Source organism: Micromonospora sp. CP22 (assembly GCF_009712475.1).
Classification (GTDB): Bacteria; Actinomycetota; Actinomycetes; order Mycobacteriales; family Micromonosporaceae; genus Micromonospora.
In genome coordinates, this window is sequence record NZ_VCJO01000002.1 from 61,560 (window position 1) to 75,130 (window position 13,571).

General features: G+C 69.3%; 15 protein-coding genes. 9 read left to right on the forward strand and 6 right to left on the reverse strand.

The annotated features are described in order from the left end of the window. Positions 1-205 precede the first annotated feature (205 nt). The 3 genes from FF096_RS03765 to tmk are packed head-to-tail and all read left to right on the forward strand — an operon-like array spanning position 206 to position 2,860. Complete coding sequence (locus FF096_RS03765) at positions 206-760, forward strand: hypothetical protein (RefSeq protein ID WP_155215019.1); 555 nt, start codon at positions 206-208, stop codon at positions 758-760. Beyond that, complete coding sequence (locus tag FF096_RS03770) at positions 693-2,207, forward strand: B12-binding domain-containing radical SAM protein (protein WP_309222617.1); 1,515 nt, start codon at positions 693-695, stop codon at positions 2,205-2,207. The genes FF096_RS03765 and FF096_RS03770 overlap by 68 nt, the downstream gene beginning before the upstream one ends. Further along, a complete protein-coding gene (gene tmk, locus FF096_RS03775) occupies positions 2,204-2,860 on the forward strand; it encodes a dTMP kinase (RefSeq protein ID WP_309222618.1) in 657 nt (218 codons plus the stop codon). The genes FF096_RS03770 and tmk overlap by 4 nt, the downstream gene beginning before the upstream one ends. Here tmk and FF096_RS03780 read toward each other — a convergent pair. Together FF096_RS03780 and FF096_RS03785 are read right to left on the reverse strand one after the other, a co-directional pair. After that, entirely contained in the window at positions 2,818-3,375 is a 558-nt protein-coding gene (locus tag FF096_RS03780) for a class IV adenylate cyclase (protein WP_155215308.1), read from the reverse strand. The genes tmk and FF096_RS03780 overlap by 43 nt on opposite strands. A 115-nt stretch (positions 3,376-3,490) precedes the next feature. Then, positions 3,491-3,622, reverse strand: coding sequence for a helix-turn-helix transcriptional regulator (locus FF096_RS03785; RefSeq protein ID WP_155215309.1), 132 nt, complete (start codon positions 3,620-3,622; stop codon positions 3,491-3,493). Between FF096_RS03785 and FF096_RS03790 the strand changes: the two genes are divergently transcribed. Then, the gene (locus FF096_RS03790; protein WP_196222472.1) at positions 3,621-3,830 is read left to right on the forward strand and encodes a hypothetical protein; all 210 of its coding nucleotides are present in this window, start codon (positions 3,621-3,623) and stop codon (positions 3,828-3,830) included. The genes FF096_RS03785 and FF096_RS03790 overlap by 2 nt on opposite strands. Positions 3,831-3,924: 94 nt before the next feature. Here FF096_RS03790 and FF096_RS03795 read toward each other — a convergent pair whose 3' ends face one another. After that, positions 3,925-4,968, reverse strand: a complete 1,044-nt coding sequence (locus tag FF096_RS03795; protein ID WP_309222619.1) for a DUF5937 family protein — start codon at positions 4,966-4,968, stop codon at positions 3,925-3,927. 176 nt (positions 4,969-5,144) lie between these two features. Between FF096_RS03795 and FF096_RS03800 the strand changes: the two genes are divergently transcribed. Both FF096_RS03800 and FF096_RS03805 read left to right on the forward strand, forming a co-directional pair. Then, on the forward strand, positions 5,145-6,176 hold the full coding sequence (locus FF096_RS03800) for an MBL fold metallo-hydrolase (RefSeq protein WP_230462273.1): 1,032 nt from the start codon (positions 5,145-5,147) through the stop codon (positions 6,174-6,176). Positions 6,177-6,232: 56 nt separating this feature from the next. Continuing rightward, positions 6,233-7,222 (forward strand): phosphotransferase family protein, encoded by a 990-nt coding sequence (locus FF096_RS03805; protein ID WP_196222444.1) that lies wholly within the window; start codon positions 6,233-6,235, stop codon positions 7,220-7,222. A gap of 19 nt (positions 7,223-7,241) precedes the next feature. Here FF096_RS03805 and yidD read toward each other — a convergent pair whose 3' ends face one another. After that, positions 7,242-7,496, reverse strand: a complete 255-nt coding sequence (gene yidD, locus FF096_RS03810) for a membrane protein insertion efficiency factor YidD (RefSeq protein WP_375335282.1) — start codon at positions 7,494-7,496, stop codon at positions 7,242-7,244. A 521-nt stretch (positions 7,497-8,017) separates the two neighbouring features. Here yidD and FF096_RS03815 point away from each other — a divergent pair. Next, positions 8,018-10,120, forward strand: coding sequence for a choice-of-anchor J domain-containing protein (locus tag FF096_RS03815; protein ID WP_309222620.1), 2,103 nt, complete (start codon positions 8,018-8,020; stop codon positions 10,118-10,120). A 218-nt stretch (positions 10,121-10,338) separates the two neighbouring features. On the opposite strand, the gene FF096_RS03820 is transcribed toward FF096_RS03815, so the two are convergent. Next, positions 10,339-11,562 (reverse strand): multidrug effflux MFS transporter, encoded by a 1,224-nt coding sequence (locus tag FF096_RS03820; RefSeq protein ID WP_155215024.1) that lies wholly within the window; start codon positions 11,560-11,562, stop codon positions 10,339-10,341. Positions 11,563-11,670: 108 nt separating this feature from the next. Between FF096_RS03820 and FF096_RS26505 the strand changes: the two genes are divergently transcribed. Continuing rightward, positions 11,671-12,114, forward strand: coding sequence for a MarR family transcriptional regulator (locus tag FF096_RS26505; RefSeq protein WP_309222621.1), 444 nt, complete (start codon positions 11,671-11,673; stop codon positions 12,112-12,114). A 74-nt stretch (positions 12,115-12,188) separates the two neighbouring features. Here FF096_RS26505 and FF096_RS03830 read toward each other — a convergent pair whose 3' ends face one another. After that, positions 12,189-13,058: an NAD(P)-dependent oxidoreductase gene (locus FF096_RS03830; protein WP_155215026.1), complete on the reverse strand. Its 870-nt coding sequence runs from the start codon at positions 13,056-13,058 to the stop codon at positions 12,189-12,191. Between the two features lie 148 nt (positions 13,059-13,206). On the opposite strand from FF096_RS03830, the gene FF096_RS03835 reads away from it, so the two are divergent. Beyond that, a complete protein-coding gene (locus tag FF096_RS03835; RefSeq protein WP_155215028.1) occupies positions 13,207-13,566 on the forward strand; it encodes a helix-turn-helix domain-containing protein in 360 nt (119 codons plus the stop codon). Positions 13,567-13,571 lie beyond the last annotated feature (5 nt).

Genomic DNA, 13,571 nt, shown 5'->3' on the forward strand with positions numbered 1-13,571 from the left:
TGACAGATCACCCGGCCTGGCACACGAACGGCTCGCATTGCCTCCGTGCCGCGCTGCTCGACTCGGGGACGTAGGGTTGATCGAGGTTCGGGGTTGCGAGGTCGCCGCTGCGCACTCGGTCGATGTCTTCGCGCTACCGTCGGATCCGCCTCGCCCAGCCGGGGCGCTTCACGGGTCGCTGCTGCCCGGTGGAGCGGTGGCCCGAATGCGCACACCCACCCTGTGGGAGGCACTCGCCACGGCGATCATCCGCCAGGTGATCAGGGCGGCTCAGGCACGGAAGTTGTACCGGGAGTTCTGCCGCCGCTTCGGCGATCGGATCGCACTATCCGAAGAGATCGAGCTCTTCGCTTTTCCGTCTCCGGAGCGCGTGCTAGCCATTAGTGATGACGGCTTTACGGAGAGTGGCATGGCGTTCAAGCGTCGTGCCCTCCGCCACACCGCTGCTGCCTTCCTCGCTCAGCAGTCGTCCTGGTCGGAACTCGCACCGTCCGTCCTGGTCAAGGAACTCCAGGCTGTACCCGGGATCGGCCCATGGAGCGCGGGCGCCGCAGTCGCTGATTGGAGTCACGACTGGTCGCTCTACCCGCATGGCGACCTGGCCGTACGCACCTGGGCGCGTCACGCAAGCCCGGACCATCCATGGCCGAACGAGGAGTCGGCGTTCGTCCGCGAGTGGCGGCGAGTGACTGGTGAGCACCTCGCCGTCTACACACTGCTCACCCTCGCTCACGGAACTCGACACGCCGCTGCCGTCTGACTGGCCGATTCTCGGCGCCGGGCCGGACGCACCGATCGATCTCCTGCTGGTCAACGCACCGCTTCGCGACTACTCGCTCCGGCCTCGCGTCAACGACTTCACCCTCCCGGTGCTGGGGATGGGTTACCTCGCGACCTACGCCGCCTCCCAGGGATTCACGGTCGGAGTCCTCGACGGTGAGGCGCTCGGCCTTGGAATCGACCGCATCCAGAGGATCGTCAACGAGGCCGCACCTCGCTGGGCGGGATTCAACCTCCTCGCCCCCACCTACGAGTTGAGCGCCACCATCGCGGCCGGCCTCGACCCAGCGATCCACATCATGGTCGGTGGGCACCAAGCCAAGGCCATGCCGGAAACCGTCATCGAGGACCCGAGATTTCAGCGGCTGGAGGCGCTCGTTGTCGGCGAGGGCGAAACCCGAGTAGCGGAGTTGCTCGACGATCGCCGCCGGCGAGCCGAACTGCCGGGGGTGCTGTGGCGGGATCCGGTGCTCGGAAAGCCGGTGACCGGGGGTATGCCGGGCAAGGCATGGCACCTGGCACCGGACATCAACGCCCTGCCCTTCCTCGACCGCCGTTTCTTCGCTGCAGACCCGTACCGCCCGAACCATGGTCCGTTGGAGGCAGCGATGGTGGGCGCTCGGGGATGCCCCTACGACTGCACCTTCTGCGGGGCGGCCGTCAGCGCCAACCCTGATGTGACGATCCGGACCCGCGAACCTTCCAACATCGTCGCCGAAACGGACGACCTGCACCGCCGCTACGGCGTGACGGCCTTCCGGTTCGTCGATGATCTGTTCCTGGGCTATGAGCGTTTCATCCGCAGCTGTATGGCGACGTTCGCCGAGGAGAACGTCGGCGGCCGGTACATCTGGGATGCCACCGGTCGCATCAATATCCTCGCCCGCGCCGACGATGTTCTGCTGGAGACGCTCGCCGCTAACGGTTGCCGAGAGGTGGCGCTCGGTATCGAGTCCGGCAGCGAACGCGTGCTGCGTTACATCGGCAAGCGCATCAGACCGGAGCTCACCAGGGAGGTTGTTCGACGGCTCACACGTCTCGGCATCAACGTCAAGGGATACTTCATCCTCGGCCTGCCGACCGAGACACCTGCCGAGCTGGAAATGACGGTTCGGCACGTACATGAGCTGTGGGACATCAGCGAGAACCAAGCTGGCGGTTTCCGCGCGAGTGTCTTCGAGTTCCGGCCCTACCCGGGCACGCCGGAGTGGCACCGGCTGCTAGCGACCGGCCGGTATGAGGCAGCCCAACTCCTCGCCTACACGGCGGTCGACCTGACCAATGACGGACTCGACGAAGCCATGCGGGCCCGCGACGAGTTCAACTTCTCGGTGAATCTTCAGTTCGGGGAGGTCGAGTTGTCTCACGTACGTCGGCGGCTCATCGAGTTGGCCCGTGCTCAGCACGAACGGTTGATCAGCCCGTGAGCGGGCGCTTCGTCGTCCTCGACGGGCCCAGCGGCGTCGGCAAGACGACGGTCACCGAACTGCTCGCGGAGTTGCTGCGGGCCGACGGCTGGGACGTGCACCGAACCAAGGAGCCCACGCGTAGCCGATTGGGCGAGGCGGCGCGCTACGGCACGGACGAGTACCGCGGTCTCACCCTCGCCTGTCTCGTAACCGCTGACCGCTATCACCACCTGGAGACCGAGGTCCGGCCCGCGCTCGCCGACGGCAAGGTCGTGCTCTGTGACCGCCATCTACCCACCAGTCTGGTGCTGCAACAGATTGACGGCGTGGATGTCGACTTCATCTGGGCCCTGAATCGGTACGTCGACAAGCCTGATCTGACGATCATTCTCACCGGTGACCCGGTCCGCTCGCGTGCCAGAGCCGCGGCTCGCGGCATCCACAGCCGCTTCCACCGAGGCGGCCACGAAGCCGGACGACAGGAGCGGGAGCGCTACGAGCAGGTGGCTGTGGAGCTCGCAGCGGCGGGGTTTCCGGTGCACCTCCAGGAGGTTGCCGAGCGGACAGCGGAACGGGTGACGCACGAGCTGCACGTCCGGCTCCGGGTGATGCTGAGCAGCACCAACGGTCAGCGGTTGGCGGACAATGCGGCCCGCAGCAGCGAGTCGTAGGTTTCGGTGCTGCGCACCAGGTCGACGCCGAGGGAGCGCGCGAAGGCGTCCAACTCGTGCTGCACCTCGCCCGCCGGCCGGTCGCCGCTCACCATCGCCTCTATCTCGAAGAAAGTGCCCAATCCATCGACCTCGTCGAGGCAGAGCAGCATCCGTCCGAGGCGGGCGGTCCGGCGGGTCTTGACGATCCGAATGGTCGGGTAGAAACCCATGGCCAGGATCGCCTCGTGCATCTCTTTCCGGGCGAGCACCTCGGTCTCGTGCTCGGCGCAGGCAAGCTCGTTGTCGAGTGGCTTCTTGACGCAGAACCTGTGCCGGCCATTCTCGGTGCGCAGCCGGGCAAAGACGGCACCGGTCTTGCTCTGCCCGTAGCTCCAACCGTTGACCGCGTACGCCTGGTCGTCCTGCCGGATCGGCTCGGAGAACACGCAGCCGCGATCGTTGAGCACGCGGACGAGCGCGGCCGGCTCGATCACCCGGTATTTGACCTCGATCTCCCGAACAGCGTTGGCCATCGCATCCCCATGCACCGAAAGGTCACGTACCGGGCCACTCAACCACAGCGGCGATGTGAATCCGGGCAGACCCACGCCGCTAACGCCTCGGCGATCCACGGTGCGGGTCGGCTGATCAGGTGGCGTCGGCCCTCAAGGTGAACCTCACGTCCAACCTCCGGTCAAGTGCACGAGCGAGCCGTTCGAGGACGGTCAAGGTCGGAACGGTGCCGCCGGCCTCGAGACGGGCTACCGCCGACTGAATCATGCCTGCGGCCCGGGCCAGCTCGAACACCGGGGTCTCCGCCGAACTCCGGGTGCAGGGCAGTTCCTGGGTCTACGACTCCGGGAGCTACAAGTACTACGCCGCCATTCAGCGCTCCGCCCGCGACCGGTGCGCGATGTACAGCGGCGAGGTCCTGTACGGCACCAGTTGGCAGAGCGGCGGCCAATCCAGTTGGGGCAACTGCGGCTGATCCGCGACTGCGTACTCTCGGTGGGCGGGTGGCGAGCGCCGCCTGCAGGCCCTCGTCGGTGCAGGTGGGCGGCAGGCGTACGTCGAGGAAGTCCTCAGCCCCGAGGGTCGCCGCCGGCGCGCAGTGCTCGCAGCAGCTGCACCGCCGAGCGGGTCCGCTCGTACCGCACCTCATGTCCTTCCCGCCGGGACACCACGAGCCCGGCGCGGCGCAGCCGCCCCAGGTGGTACGACGCGGTGGCCGGGCTGATCCGGTGTCGCGCCGCCAGTTCGGTGGTGGTCAGCGGCATGCTCAGGTCGGTCAGGAGCGCGGCTCGGCGGGCACCGAGCACGCCGGTTTCCTCGCCGGCCGGCGCGGGCTGCGACCATACCTGGCCGCGCCCTCGCGCCGGGTAACCGATCATGACCAGGCCGGGCGGGCCGAGATACACCGCTGGGCGGGGCAGGAACGCCGACGGGGACAGGATGAGCCCTTGCGTCGCGTCGAGGGACAGTTCGGCGGGCGAGTCGAGGGTGAGCCGGCGGCCGTCCCAGGTGAGCCTCGGGTCGAGGGTACGGACGATGTCGGCGAGCCCGGTCCGGGTGGCCACTGTGGCGCGGTGCCGGATGTCCTCGTCGAGCACCCGGTGCAGGGTGGGCCACAGGTCGGCCTGGGTGTGCCGCCAGAAGCAGGCGAGCTGATCGACGACGCGGGTGAGCAGCTTCGCTTCACCACGTCGGGCGAGGACCTCGGCGACCGTGGCCGGCAGCGGTGGCCGGGGGTCGCATCCGGTCGGGCTCCGCTCCAGCAGGGTCGGCGGGGGCGAGCCGATCCGGAAGGCCAGCCGCAGCTGCCGGTGGACGTCGGCCTCGGTGGTGGCCGCCACCGCCGCGAGTTCCTCATCGAGGGTGGGCTCGTAGCTGCCGGGCAGCGGGGACAGGAAGTCGGGGATGTATCCGGTGGCGGCGTTGACCAGCGGGAACAGGACGTCGACCGAGTCGGGGGCGACGGCCCGCCGGGTGTGGGTCACCCAGTTGCGGGCGTACGGAGCCCGTTCGGGGTGGGCGAGCACCTCCAGGGCGTTGGTGACCTCCGCCAGCCGCGACAGCGCGAACCGTGACCGGACGAGCCGGTCCGCGTCGACGTGCAGGGTCAGCACAGCCCCAACATTAGAAGCCTCTCGAATGCTTGGCACCCACCCTCGACCCGCTGGTCTGCTGACCACGTCGGGGAAAGAGACGGCCTCCCGCCGCGACGACGGGGACGTCTTCCCTGATGTGGCACCCGCCGGTCCGGGCACGTCGACCGGCGTACCCCGTGGAGGAGGAGGTTTCCATGTCGTACCCCCAGGGATCGGTGAACCGGCGGACGCTGCTGCTGGCAGCGGCGGCGGGCGGCGGTGTCCTCACCGCCGGACCGGCGTCGGCACACGCCCGGCCCGCACCGCACCGACCGGCGCACGCCCGGCCCGGACCGGACCGACCGGCGCACGCTGGACCGATCCGGCCGGAGCGCCCGGCTGTCCGCTCGGTGGGCTGTTTCGAGGTGCTCGCGCTGCGCGACGCCGCCGGGCCGTTCTTCCTCCCATACGACGAGGCGTTCTCCGGGGCGTCGAGCAACGACTGGGCGGCGGCCCGGCGCATCGATCCGGCCGCGTTCGGGCCGGACCGGACCTGGCAGCTGGACTTCCGCTGCTACGCGATCCGCCGTCCCGGCGACCGGTACACGCTGGTGGACACGGGTGTCGGGCCGCAGGGCAGCCCGGCCTCGGCGTGGGCGCCGGTGCCGGGGGTGCTGCCGCAGCTGTTGGCGGGCAACGGAATCGACGTGCGGCGGGTGGACACGGTGGTGCTGACGCACCTGCACGAGGATCACGCCGGCTGGGCGGTCACGGCCCAGGGTGTGCCGATGTTCCCCAACGCGCGGTACGTGATGCAGCAGCGTGAACTCGACGCGCTGGAAGCCGACGGCAGCGAGATGATCGGGTACGTGGTGCGGCCGTTGCGGGAGGCGGGGCGACTGCATCCGGTGGATGGCACGGTGGTGCTCAGCGGCGACACCGTGGGCGCTGGGCCTCGCACCCCGGCGGGCCGGCACGGTGACCGTATCCGGGTGGTGCCCACCCCCGGCCACACGCCAGGTCACCAGTCGGTGCTGGTGGAGGGCGGTCGCCACGACCAGGTGGTGGTCACCGGCGACGTGCTCGTCCACGCCGTCCAGATCGCCGACCCGGATGTCGGCTACCGATACGAGGCTGACCAGCACCTGGCGCGGCTGACCCGCCGCAACCTGCTCGACTCGGCCCGCCGCGAACGCGCGGTGCTCGCCACCGCGCACCTCAACCGCCCCTTCGTCGAACTCCGCTGACCATCCAACTTATCGGTGGTTGTGGAAGTCTTCCCACGGGTGGGATGCTCCGCGGCGTGCGGAGCATCACCAAGCGCGATCTGTCCCGGGACGAGATCGCCGGTCTGCTGCGGCAGGCCCTGGGTGCCCAGGTCGAGCTGAGCGACGTCGTCGAGTTCACCGACGGCTATTTCAACGCCACCTACGGGGTGAGTCTGGCCGACGGTCGCGAACTGGTGATGAAGGTCGCGCCGCCACCGGAGCTACCCCTGCTGCGGTACGAGTTCGAGTTGATGCGTACCGAGGTCGAGTTCTACCGGCGCGCGGCCGAGGTGGGGCTGCCGCTGCCGGTGCTGCGCGCCGCGGACCCCGACGTCGGGTATCTGATCGTGGACCGGTTACGTGGCGAGTCGTTCGAGACCGCGAAGGCGGCGATGAGCCCGGCGCAGGAGACGGCGCTGCGCCACCGCATCGGCGCGCTCGCGGCCCGGCTGAACACGGTGACCGGGGATCTGTTCGGCTATCCGCGTCGGGACGGTCGTACCCGTTCGACGAGTTGGCGGACCTCGTTCCTGACCATCATCGACGACGTCCTCGCCGACGCCGTGACCTACGACCGTGAGTTGCCGGCACCGGCGGAGACCATCGGTCGGCTCATCCACCGGCATGCCGATCTGCTCGACGAGGTGACCCGCCCGGCCCTGGTCCACTTCGACCTGTGGGACGGCAACATCTTCGTCCGGCCGGACGGCGACGGTTTCGCCGTCGAGGGGATCATCGACGGCGAGCGGGCCTTCTACGGCGACCCGATCGCCGAGTTGGTGTCGCTGGCGGTCTTCGCCGACCCGGCCGGGGTGCCCGGCCTGCTGCTCGGCTACCTGGGTCGGGATCACCTGACCGACTCCGAACGCGACCGGCTGCGGCTCTACCAGATGTATCTGGATCTGATCCTGGTCACCGAGGACGCCACCCGCTGCTACCCGGTCGAGGAGTACGCGCCGATCCGGCAGCAGGCACTGGCGCATCTGGACGCGGCGCTGTCCTGCCTCGACACGTCGAGGCGGTGACGCGCCGCTCGCGGCTGAGTCAACGGCCGGGGTGCGGTGCGCTGGCCGATGGCAGGTCGGACGTGCAGCTGCGTAGTCGCGCCGCCGCGATCCGTCCGCCCACGGCCAACCCGTGCTGTTGGACGGCCGCGAGACCGTAGGCGCTACAGGTGGGGACGAACCGGCACTGCCCCGGCCAGCGCGGGGACAGCCACCGCCGGTAACCGAGGATGGCCGCACGGCCGGCGCCGTCGGCAAGGCGCGCCGGCACCACCAGGGCGGCCATCGCACCCATGATCAGCAAGGTGGAGAACAGGGAGCAGTCACAGGCGGTCAGGCCGTCGCACCCGGGATCGCTACAGGAGCGCCGCTTCCTCTTCCGGCGGCCCGCCAACATCATCATGGCGACATGATGAGACAGCCGCGCCACCCGTCCGGCCGCCGGGTCGCTCCGACCGCAGTACGCGTACGCGTGAGCCGTACGAGCCCGGACGTGCCGATCCGCGGAGATCAGGATCGCCGGATATCCAATTGTGATCTTCGCAAATTGTTACCGATCAGTTCGTACAGGCCGATCGATTGTGACGAAGGGTTGCCTGATCGATGGCGACGTGCACAGGATACGAAGGCGCTCGATCAGCGTGCGTAGATCACCGTCGCCTGGACGATCCCGGGGCGGTGGTCTTCCACCTATGAGGAGGTTTCGTGGCACGACGCCGCTTCGCGGGGATAGCAGCCAGCGCAATCGTCCTACCGTTACTCGTCATCGCAGCGCCGACTTCAGCCTCGGCCACCGAGGCCGCGACAGTGAAGCCGGTGCCGGCGCCGGCCACGGGGATCGCCAGCGATGTCCGTGAGCTGACCCGCAAGGACTTCACCTTCAACGGGCAGCGCCTGGAGGCGCCGACCAGGTATCAGCCCCGTACCCAGGCCCGGTCGAAGGCCGCCACGGCCGAGACGCCGCCGGTCGGTACGGTGCGGCAGTGGCTCGCCCTGGACGACTACCAGGGCGTGATCTACCTGAAGGACTACACGCTGCGCGGCGTTGGCGACAACATCGAGGTCTGGGTCGCCAACGACACCGAGTTCCCCGAGGGCGACTGCCGCCGGCAGATCCCCAACTCGACGGTGGTGACCGACGAGCAGGTCGCGCACCTGGTCCACGAGTTCGACACGAACATGTACCCGAAGTCGATCGCCGCGTTCAGCACCCCGCCGGAGCGGGACGGCAGCAACGCGCAGATCGCGGGCGACTTCACCGGCGCCGGCAACCGGACGGTCACGCTCGTCGACAACGTACGCGACGACAACTTCTACGACTTCCCGGCCGCCCCCAGCTACATCGCCGGGTTCCACTTCTCGCTCTTCAACGAGCTGCTCGACCGCAACATCATGACGGTCGACGCGTTCGACTGGGCGCACCGCACCGGCGTGAACCCGCCGAACGAGCCGACCGACGACCTGTGCACCAGCCGGCCGGCCCGCCCGCAGCTGTACGAGGGCACGTTCATCCACGAGTGGCAGCACCTGGCGCACTACTACGCCGACCCGTTCGAGACGGTGTGGCTGAACGAGGGTCTCGCCGACTTCGCGCAGACGCTCGCCGGGTACGTCGACGCCACGGCCCGGGTCGACCAGCCCGGCACGGACAGCCACATCCACTGCTTCCAGGGCTTCGGCATCGTCCAGACGGACTACAACACGAATCCACGGGACTGCGGCGGCCCAGAGAACTCGATCAACCTGTGGAACGAGGGCAGTACCTCCAGCGGGGTGCTCGCCGACTACGGCAACGCGTACTCGCTCATCCTCTTCCTGTACGACCGGTACGGCCTGGACTTCATCTCCCGACTGCACCGTGACGGCGAGCGTCAGGGTCTCGACAGCCTTGCGGCGGCGCTGAAGGCCGAAGGCGTCAAGGACATGTACAAGGTGATCCACGACTACCAGACGATGAATCTGGTGGACCGGATCGTCGGGAACTCCAAGCTCGGCATCACGCTCGGGGTGGACAAGCGTCGAGTCACCTCGCCCAGCCTGAACGCCACGGTGAACCTGGCCAACCCCGCTTCGCACGCGACTGCCGGCGCGGCACCCAACGGTGCCGACTACGTCCTGTTGCAGAAGGCCAACGGCAAGCCGCTGAGCCGGGGTGACCTGCGCTCGATCAAGTTCCAGGGGGCGAAGACGCTGCCCGCTGTCCCGTTGGCCTGGCAGGTCGTCAGCAACGACCCGGACCGCAACGGCAACCCGGTGCTGTGGTCCGGCAACGGCAACAGCCTGGACGTCGCGGCGGTCACCGAGGTGTCCGTGCCGGCGGCCGACCCGACGCTGACCTTCCTGGCGAAGTACGGCGCCGAGGCCGGCTACGACTACGGCTACGTCAGCGTCTCCACCGACGGCGGCAAGACCTACACCATCATCCCTGGTGAGGAGACCGTCGCCGGTCCGCTCGGTCCGGCGCTGAACGGCACCACCGACGGCTTCGAGCCGCACTCGTTCGACCTGTCCGCGTACGCCGGGCAGGACGTGCTGGTCAGCTTCCGGTACGTCAGCGACGGCGGGGTCAACGAGGGCGGTCTGCTGATCGACGACATCGCGGTCGGCGGCACGCTGGTCAGCGACGGTTCGAGCCTGGAGCCGTTCGACTCGCCGTCGGAGATCAACCCGACGCCGGTGGCGAACTGGAACGTCCGGTTCGTCGGCATCGACGAGCAACTCAAGCTGGCCTACCAGGTCGAGGTCGACGGCAAGTCGGGCTTCACCCTCGGTCTGATCCAGACGGCGCTGCTGACCGCCTTCCCGAAGGTGGTCGCCATCGTCGCCTACGACGAGCCGACCGAGCAGGTCACGCAGTACGCGCCGTACACCCTGACGGTGAACAACGTGGTCCAGCCCGGCGGCGCACCGCTGAGCTGACCTGACCAAGAACTCCCGGTGCCGCCCGCTACCCCCTTTGCGGCACCGGGAGTTCCCTATCCCACTCCCACCCAAGCGCCGTCCAGTTGATCAAGAAGTTTTCGTCTCCAGGGAGATCAACTATGACGAAAACTTCTTGATCAACCCCGAAGTCGGGCGGGGGGGTCGCCCGCCTCGCGCGAGGCCGCCCCGACTGCGACAAGCCGGAACAAGACGAGTCAGCGCGCCCGGGCGAGGGTGAGCAGCATCAGCAGGGAGGCAGCCGTAGCGCCGCTGAGCACCACGGCCATCGGAAGCGCGCTGCCCTCCCCGCCGAGCCCGACCAGTGGCGCGGCGCTGGCCGCTACCACGGCCTGGATGCCGCCGAGCATGGCGGCGGCGGTGCCGGCGTGGGAGGCGTGCCGGTCCAGGGCGAGGGCGGTGCCGTTGGGCATCACCAGGCCGAGCGAGCCGAGGAAGACGAAGAGCGCGACGACCACGGTCGGCAGACTGTTCAGCAGTGCCCCGGCGAGCACACCGCAGGCGGCGAGCAGGCCGAGACTGAGGCCGCTGACCAGCAGTGGCCGGGGATCGTAACGGTCGAGCAGGCGGGCGTTGAGCTGGCCGACGGCGACGAACGAGAGGGCGTTGAGTCCGAAGAGGACGCTGAACGTACCGGCGGAGAGGCCGAAGACGTCCTGGAGGACGAACGACGAGCCGGAGAGGTAGGCGAAGAGTCCAGCGAACGCGAGGCCCTGGGTCAGCGCGTACCCGAGGTAGACGCGGTCGGTGAGCAGGGTGCGGCCGGCGGCGGCGGTCGCGGCCAGGCCACCGGTGTTGCGGTGGGCAACAGGCAGGGTCTCCGGCAGCCGTGCCGCGACGGCGGCGGCGAGCACGGCGCCGACCAGCGCGAGGGCGATGAAGATGGTGCGCCAGTCGCCGACGGTGAGCACCACGCTGCCGAGGGCGGGTGCGACCATCGGCGCGATGCCGAAGATCAGCACCAGCCGGGAGAAGTACTTCGCGGCGGCTCGGCCGGAGTACAGGTCACGCACGACGGCGCGGGCGACGACCGTACCCATGCCACCGGCGAAGCCCTGCGCGAAGCGGGCCGCCGCGAGCGTCTCCGCTGACGGCGCGAGCGCGCAGACCAGTGACAACAGGGCGTACGCGGCGACGCCGACCAGCACCGGGCGTCGCCGCCCCCAGCGGTCGCTGAGCGGGCCGGTGACGAGTTGGCCCAGGGCCATGCCGATCAGGCAGGTGGTCAGGGAGAGCTGGATCTGCGCCTGGCTGGCGGCCAGGTCGCGGGTCATCCCCGGGAACGCCGGCAGGTAGGTGTCCAGCGACAGCGGGCCGATCGCGGTGAGGCAGCCGAGCAGCAGCAGCAAGGCGAGTGCGGCCCGGCCGGTGGGTGGGGTGATGCGTTCCGGCGGGCGTACGGGCGCGTCGGTCTGCGGCATCGGTGGTCCCCTCGGCGTTCGGCGCCACCACGGCGTGGTGGGCTGCCGGGGGCGTCCGGCTACGATAGCTCTGCCTACAGAGCTATTGCAGCGTGGAAGGGCGGCACTGTGACCGACGAAACGCTCGACCAGCTCGGTGCCGCCCTCAGCGACCTACACCGGGTACTCCGCCGTCGAGCCGTCCAGCGGACCGGACGCGCCGCCCTGCCCGACGCGCAGGTCGAGGTGCTGCGGCTGGTGCAGCGTCAGCCCGGGATCAGCGTCCGGGAGGCCGCCGAGCGGCTGGGCACCGCCGCGAACACGGTCAGCACCCTCGTCGGCGAGTTGACCAATGCCGGCCTGCTGCACCGGAACCGGGATCCGGCCGACCGGCGTACCGCCCGACTGGAGTTGACCGAGCTGGCGCGCGAGCGCATCGCCGCCTACGGCCAGCACCGGCGCGAGCTGCTCGCCGCCGCCCTGGCCAATCTGGACGCCGCCGACCGGGAGCGGCTGTGCGCCGCCGTGCCTGCCCTGTCCCGCCTGGCCGACCACGCCGCCGAACTGCCCTGACCGGCCCGGCTCACCTCGTACGGGGCCGTCCAGCCCCCTGGTCACCGTGGCCGACCACGACCGGCCGGACCCGCTCAGCGGGCACTCCTCAGTTCCTCGAAGATGCGGGCGGTGCCGTGCTCGCCGAAACCGGCGGCGATCTGCCGACGGACGAGATCGTGCACCGGCTGAAGAACCTCGTCGGGGACGCCCTGCCCGGTGCTGGCCTGCATGATCGTGGTGAGGGCCGTCTCGGTGAACCGCAGGCTCTGCTGGCCCGGCCCGAGATAGTCCTGCTCGTCGATCGTCGCGGCGAAGCCGGCCAACTGCTCGGTCATCGCGGCGAGGAAAGGGGCCTGCCGCCGGACGAACTCGTCGGCCGACACCCCTGCTGAACCGACCATCGCCGCGCCGTGCAGGAAGCCGGCGAACATCGCGTACATGCCGGAGAGCATCGCCGTGTCGTAGAGCGCCGCCATGCCCGGGTCCGGCCCGACGTAGCTGCTCTCTGCCCAGAGGTCGAGCAGGGGCCGGTGGCTCGTGAAGGCACTTGCCGAGCCGCTGTAGAAGATCGTCGAACCGGGGCCGCCGATCATCTCCGGGACGGCCATGATCGCGCCGTCGAGGAGGTCGATGCCGCGCTCCTCGGCCCAGCGGGCGAGGTCGCGGGACTCGTCCGGCGTCGTGGTGGTCAGGTTGATCACGGTACGACCGGACAGCCCGGTCGCCACGGGCTCGAGCACCTCGCGTACGGAGGCGGCGTCGAAGAGGCAGACGACGACCGTACGTGCACCGGAGATCGCCTCCTCGGCACTGTCGGCGATGGTGGCACCACTCGCGCCGAGGCTCTGCGCCCGGTGACCGGTGCGGTTCCACGCGACGACCCGGTGGCCCGCGTCCAACGCCGCTGCTGCGAGCGCGCTACCCATCGCGCCCAGTCCCAGGAAGGTGGTGCTGACAGTCATTCCGGTGGTCCCCTGCCTTGTTCGGTGATCTGACGGGCGCGCCGATCACCATGGTTGGGGACCACGATCGAGGAGGCTAGTACCCACTATTTAGTTCGATACTGACCTGAAGGTAAGTATTGAGATCAGCTACCAAGGAGGCGGATCCATGGCATCGGGTGACCGGCGCGGCCCGTACATCTGCGGGATCGACGCCGCGATGGACGTGGTGTCCGGCAAGTGGAAGTCGTTGATCCTGTGGGAGTTGGACAACTACGGCACCCGCCGGTTCGGTGAGCTGAAACGGGGCCTGCCCGGGGTCAGCGAGAAGATGCTCGTCCAGCACCTGCGGGAAATGGAGCAGGACGGCCTGGTCCACCGCGAGGTCTACCGCGAGGTCCCGCCGAAAGTGGAGTACTCCCTGACCGAGCACGGCCGGTCACTCAACGAGGCGCTGGGTCCGCTGGGCGAGTGGGGACAGCGCCGCGCCGAGCGGTTGGCCGCCGAGGCACCCACCGGCTCCCCCTGACCGAC

Bases quoted from the DNA above. Each gene is read 5' to 3' on its own strand.
- FF096_RS03820 (WP_155215024.1), bottom strand. From the start codon at position 11,562: ATGCCGCAGACCGACGCGCCCGTACGCCCGCCGGAACGCATCACCCCA.
- FF096_RS03790 (WP_196222472.1), top strand. From the start codon at position 3,621: ATGCCTGCGGCCCGGGCCAGCTCGAACACCGGGGTCTCCGCCGAACTC.
- yidD (WP_375335282.1), bottom strand. From the start codon at position 7,496: ATGGGTGCGATGGCCGCCCTGGTGGTGCCGGCGCGCCTTGCCGACGGC.
- FF096_RS03765 (WP_155215019.1), top strand. From the start codon at position 206: ATGCGCACACCCACCCTGTGGGAGGCACTCGCCACGGCGATCATCCGC.
- FF096_RS03830 (WP_155215026.1), bottom strand. From the start codon at position 13,058: ATGACTGTCAGCACCACCTTCCTGGGACTGGGCGCGATGGGTAGCGCG.
- FF096_RS03800 (WP_230462273.1), top strand. From the start codon at position 5,145: ATGTCGTACCCCCAGGGATCGGTGAACCGGCGGACGCTGCTGCTGGCA.
- FF096_RS03780 (WP_155215308.1), bottom strand. From the start codon at position 3,375: ATGGCCAACGCTGTTCGGGAGATCGAGGTCAAATACCGGGTGATCGAG.
- FF096_RS03835 (WP_155215028.1), top strand. From the start codon at position 13,207: ATGGCATCGGGTGACCGGCGCGGCCCGTACATCTGCGGGATCGACGCC.
- FF096_RS03785 (WP_155215309.1), bottom strand. From the start codon at position 3,622: ATGATTCAGTCGGCGGTAGCCCGTCTCGAGGCCGGCGGCACCGTTCCG.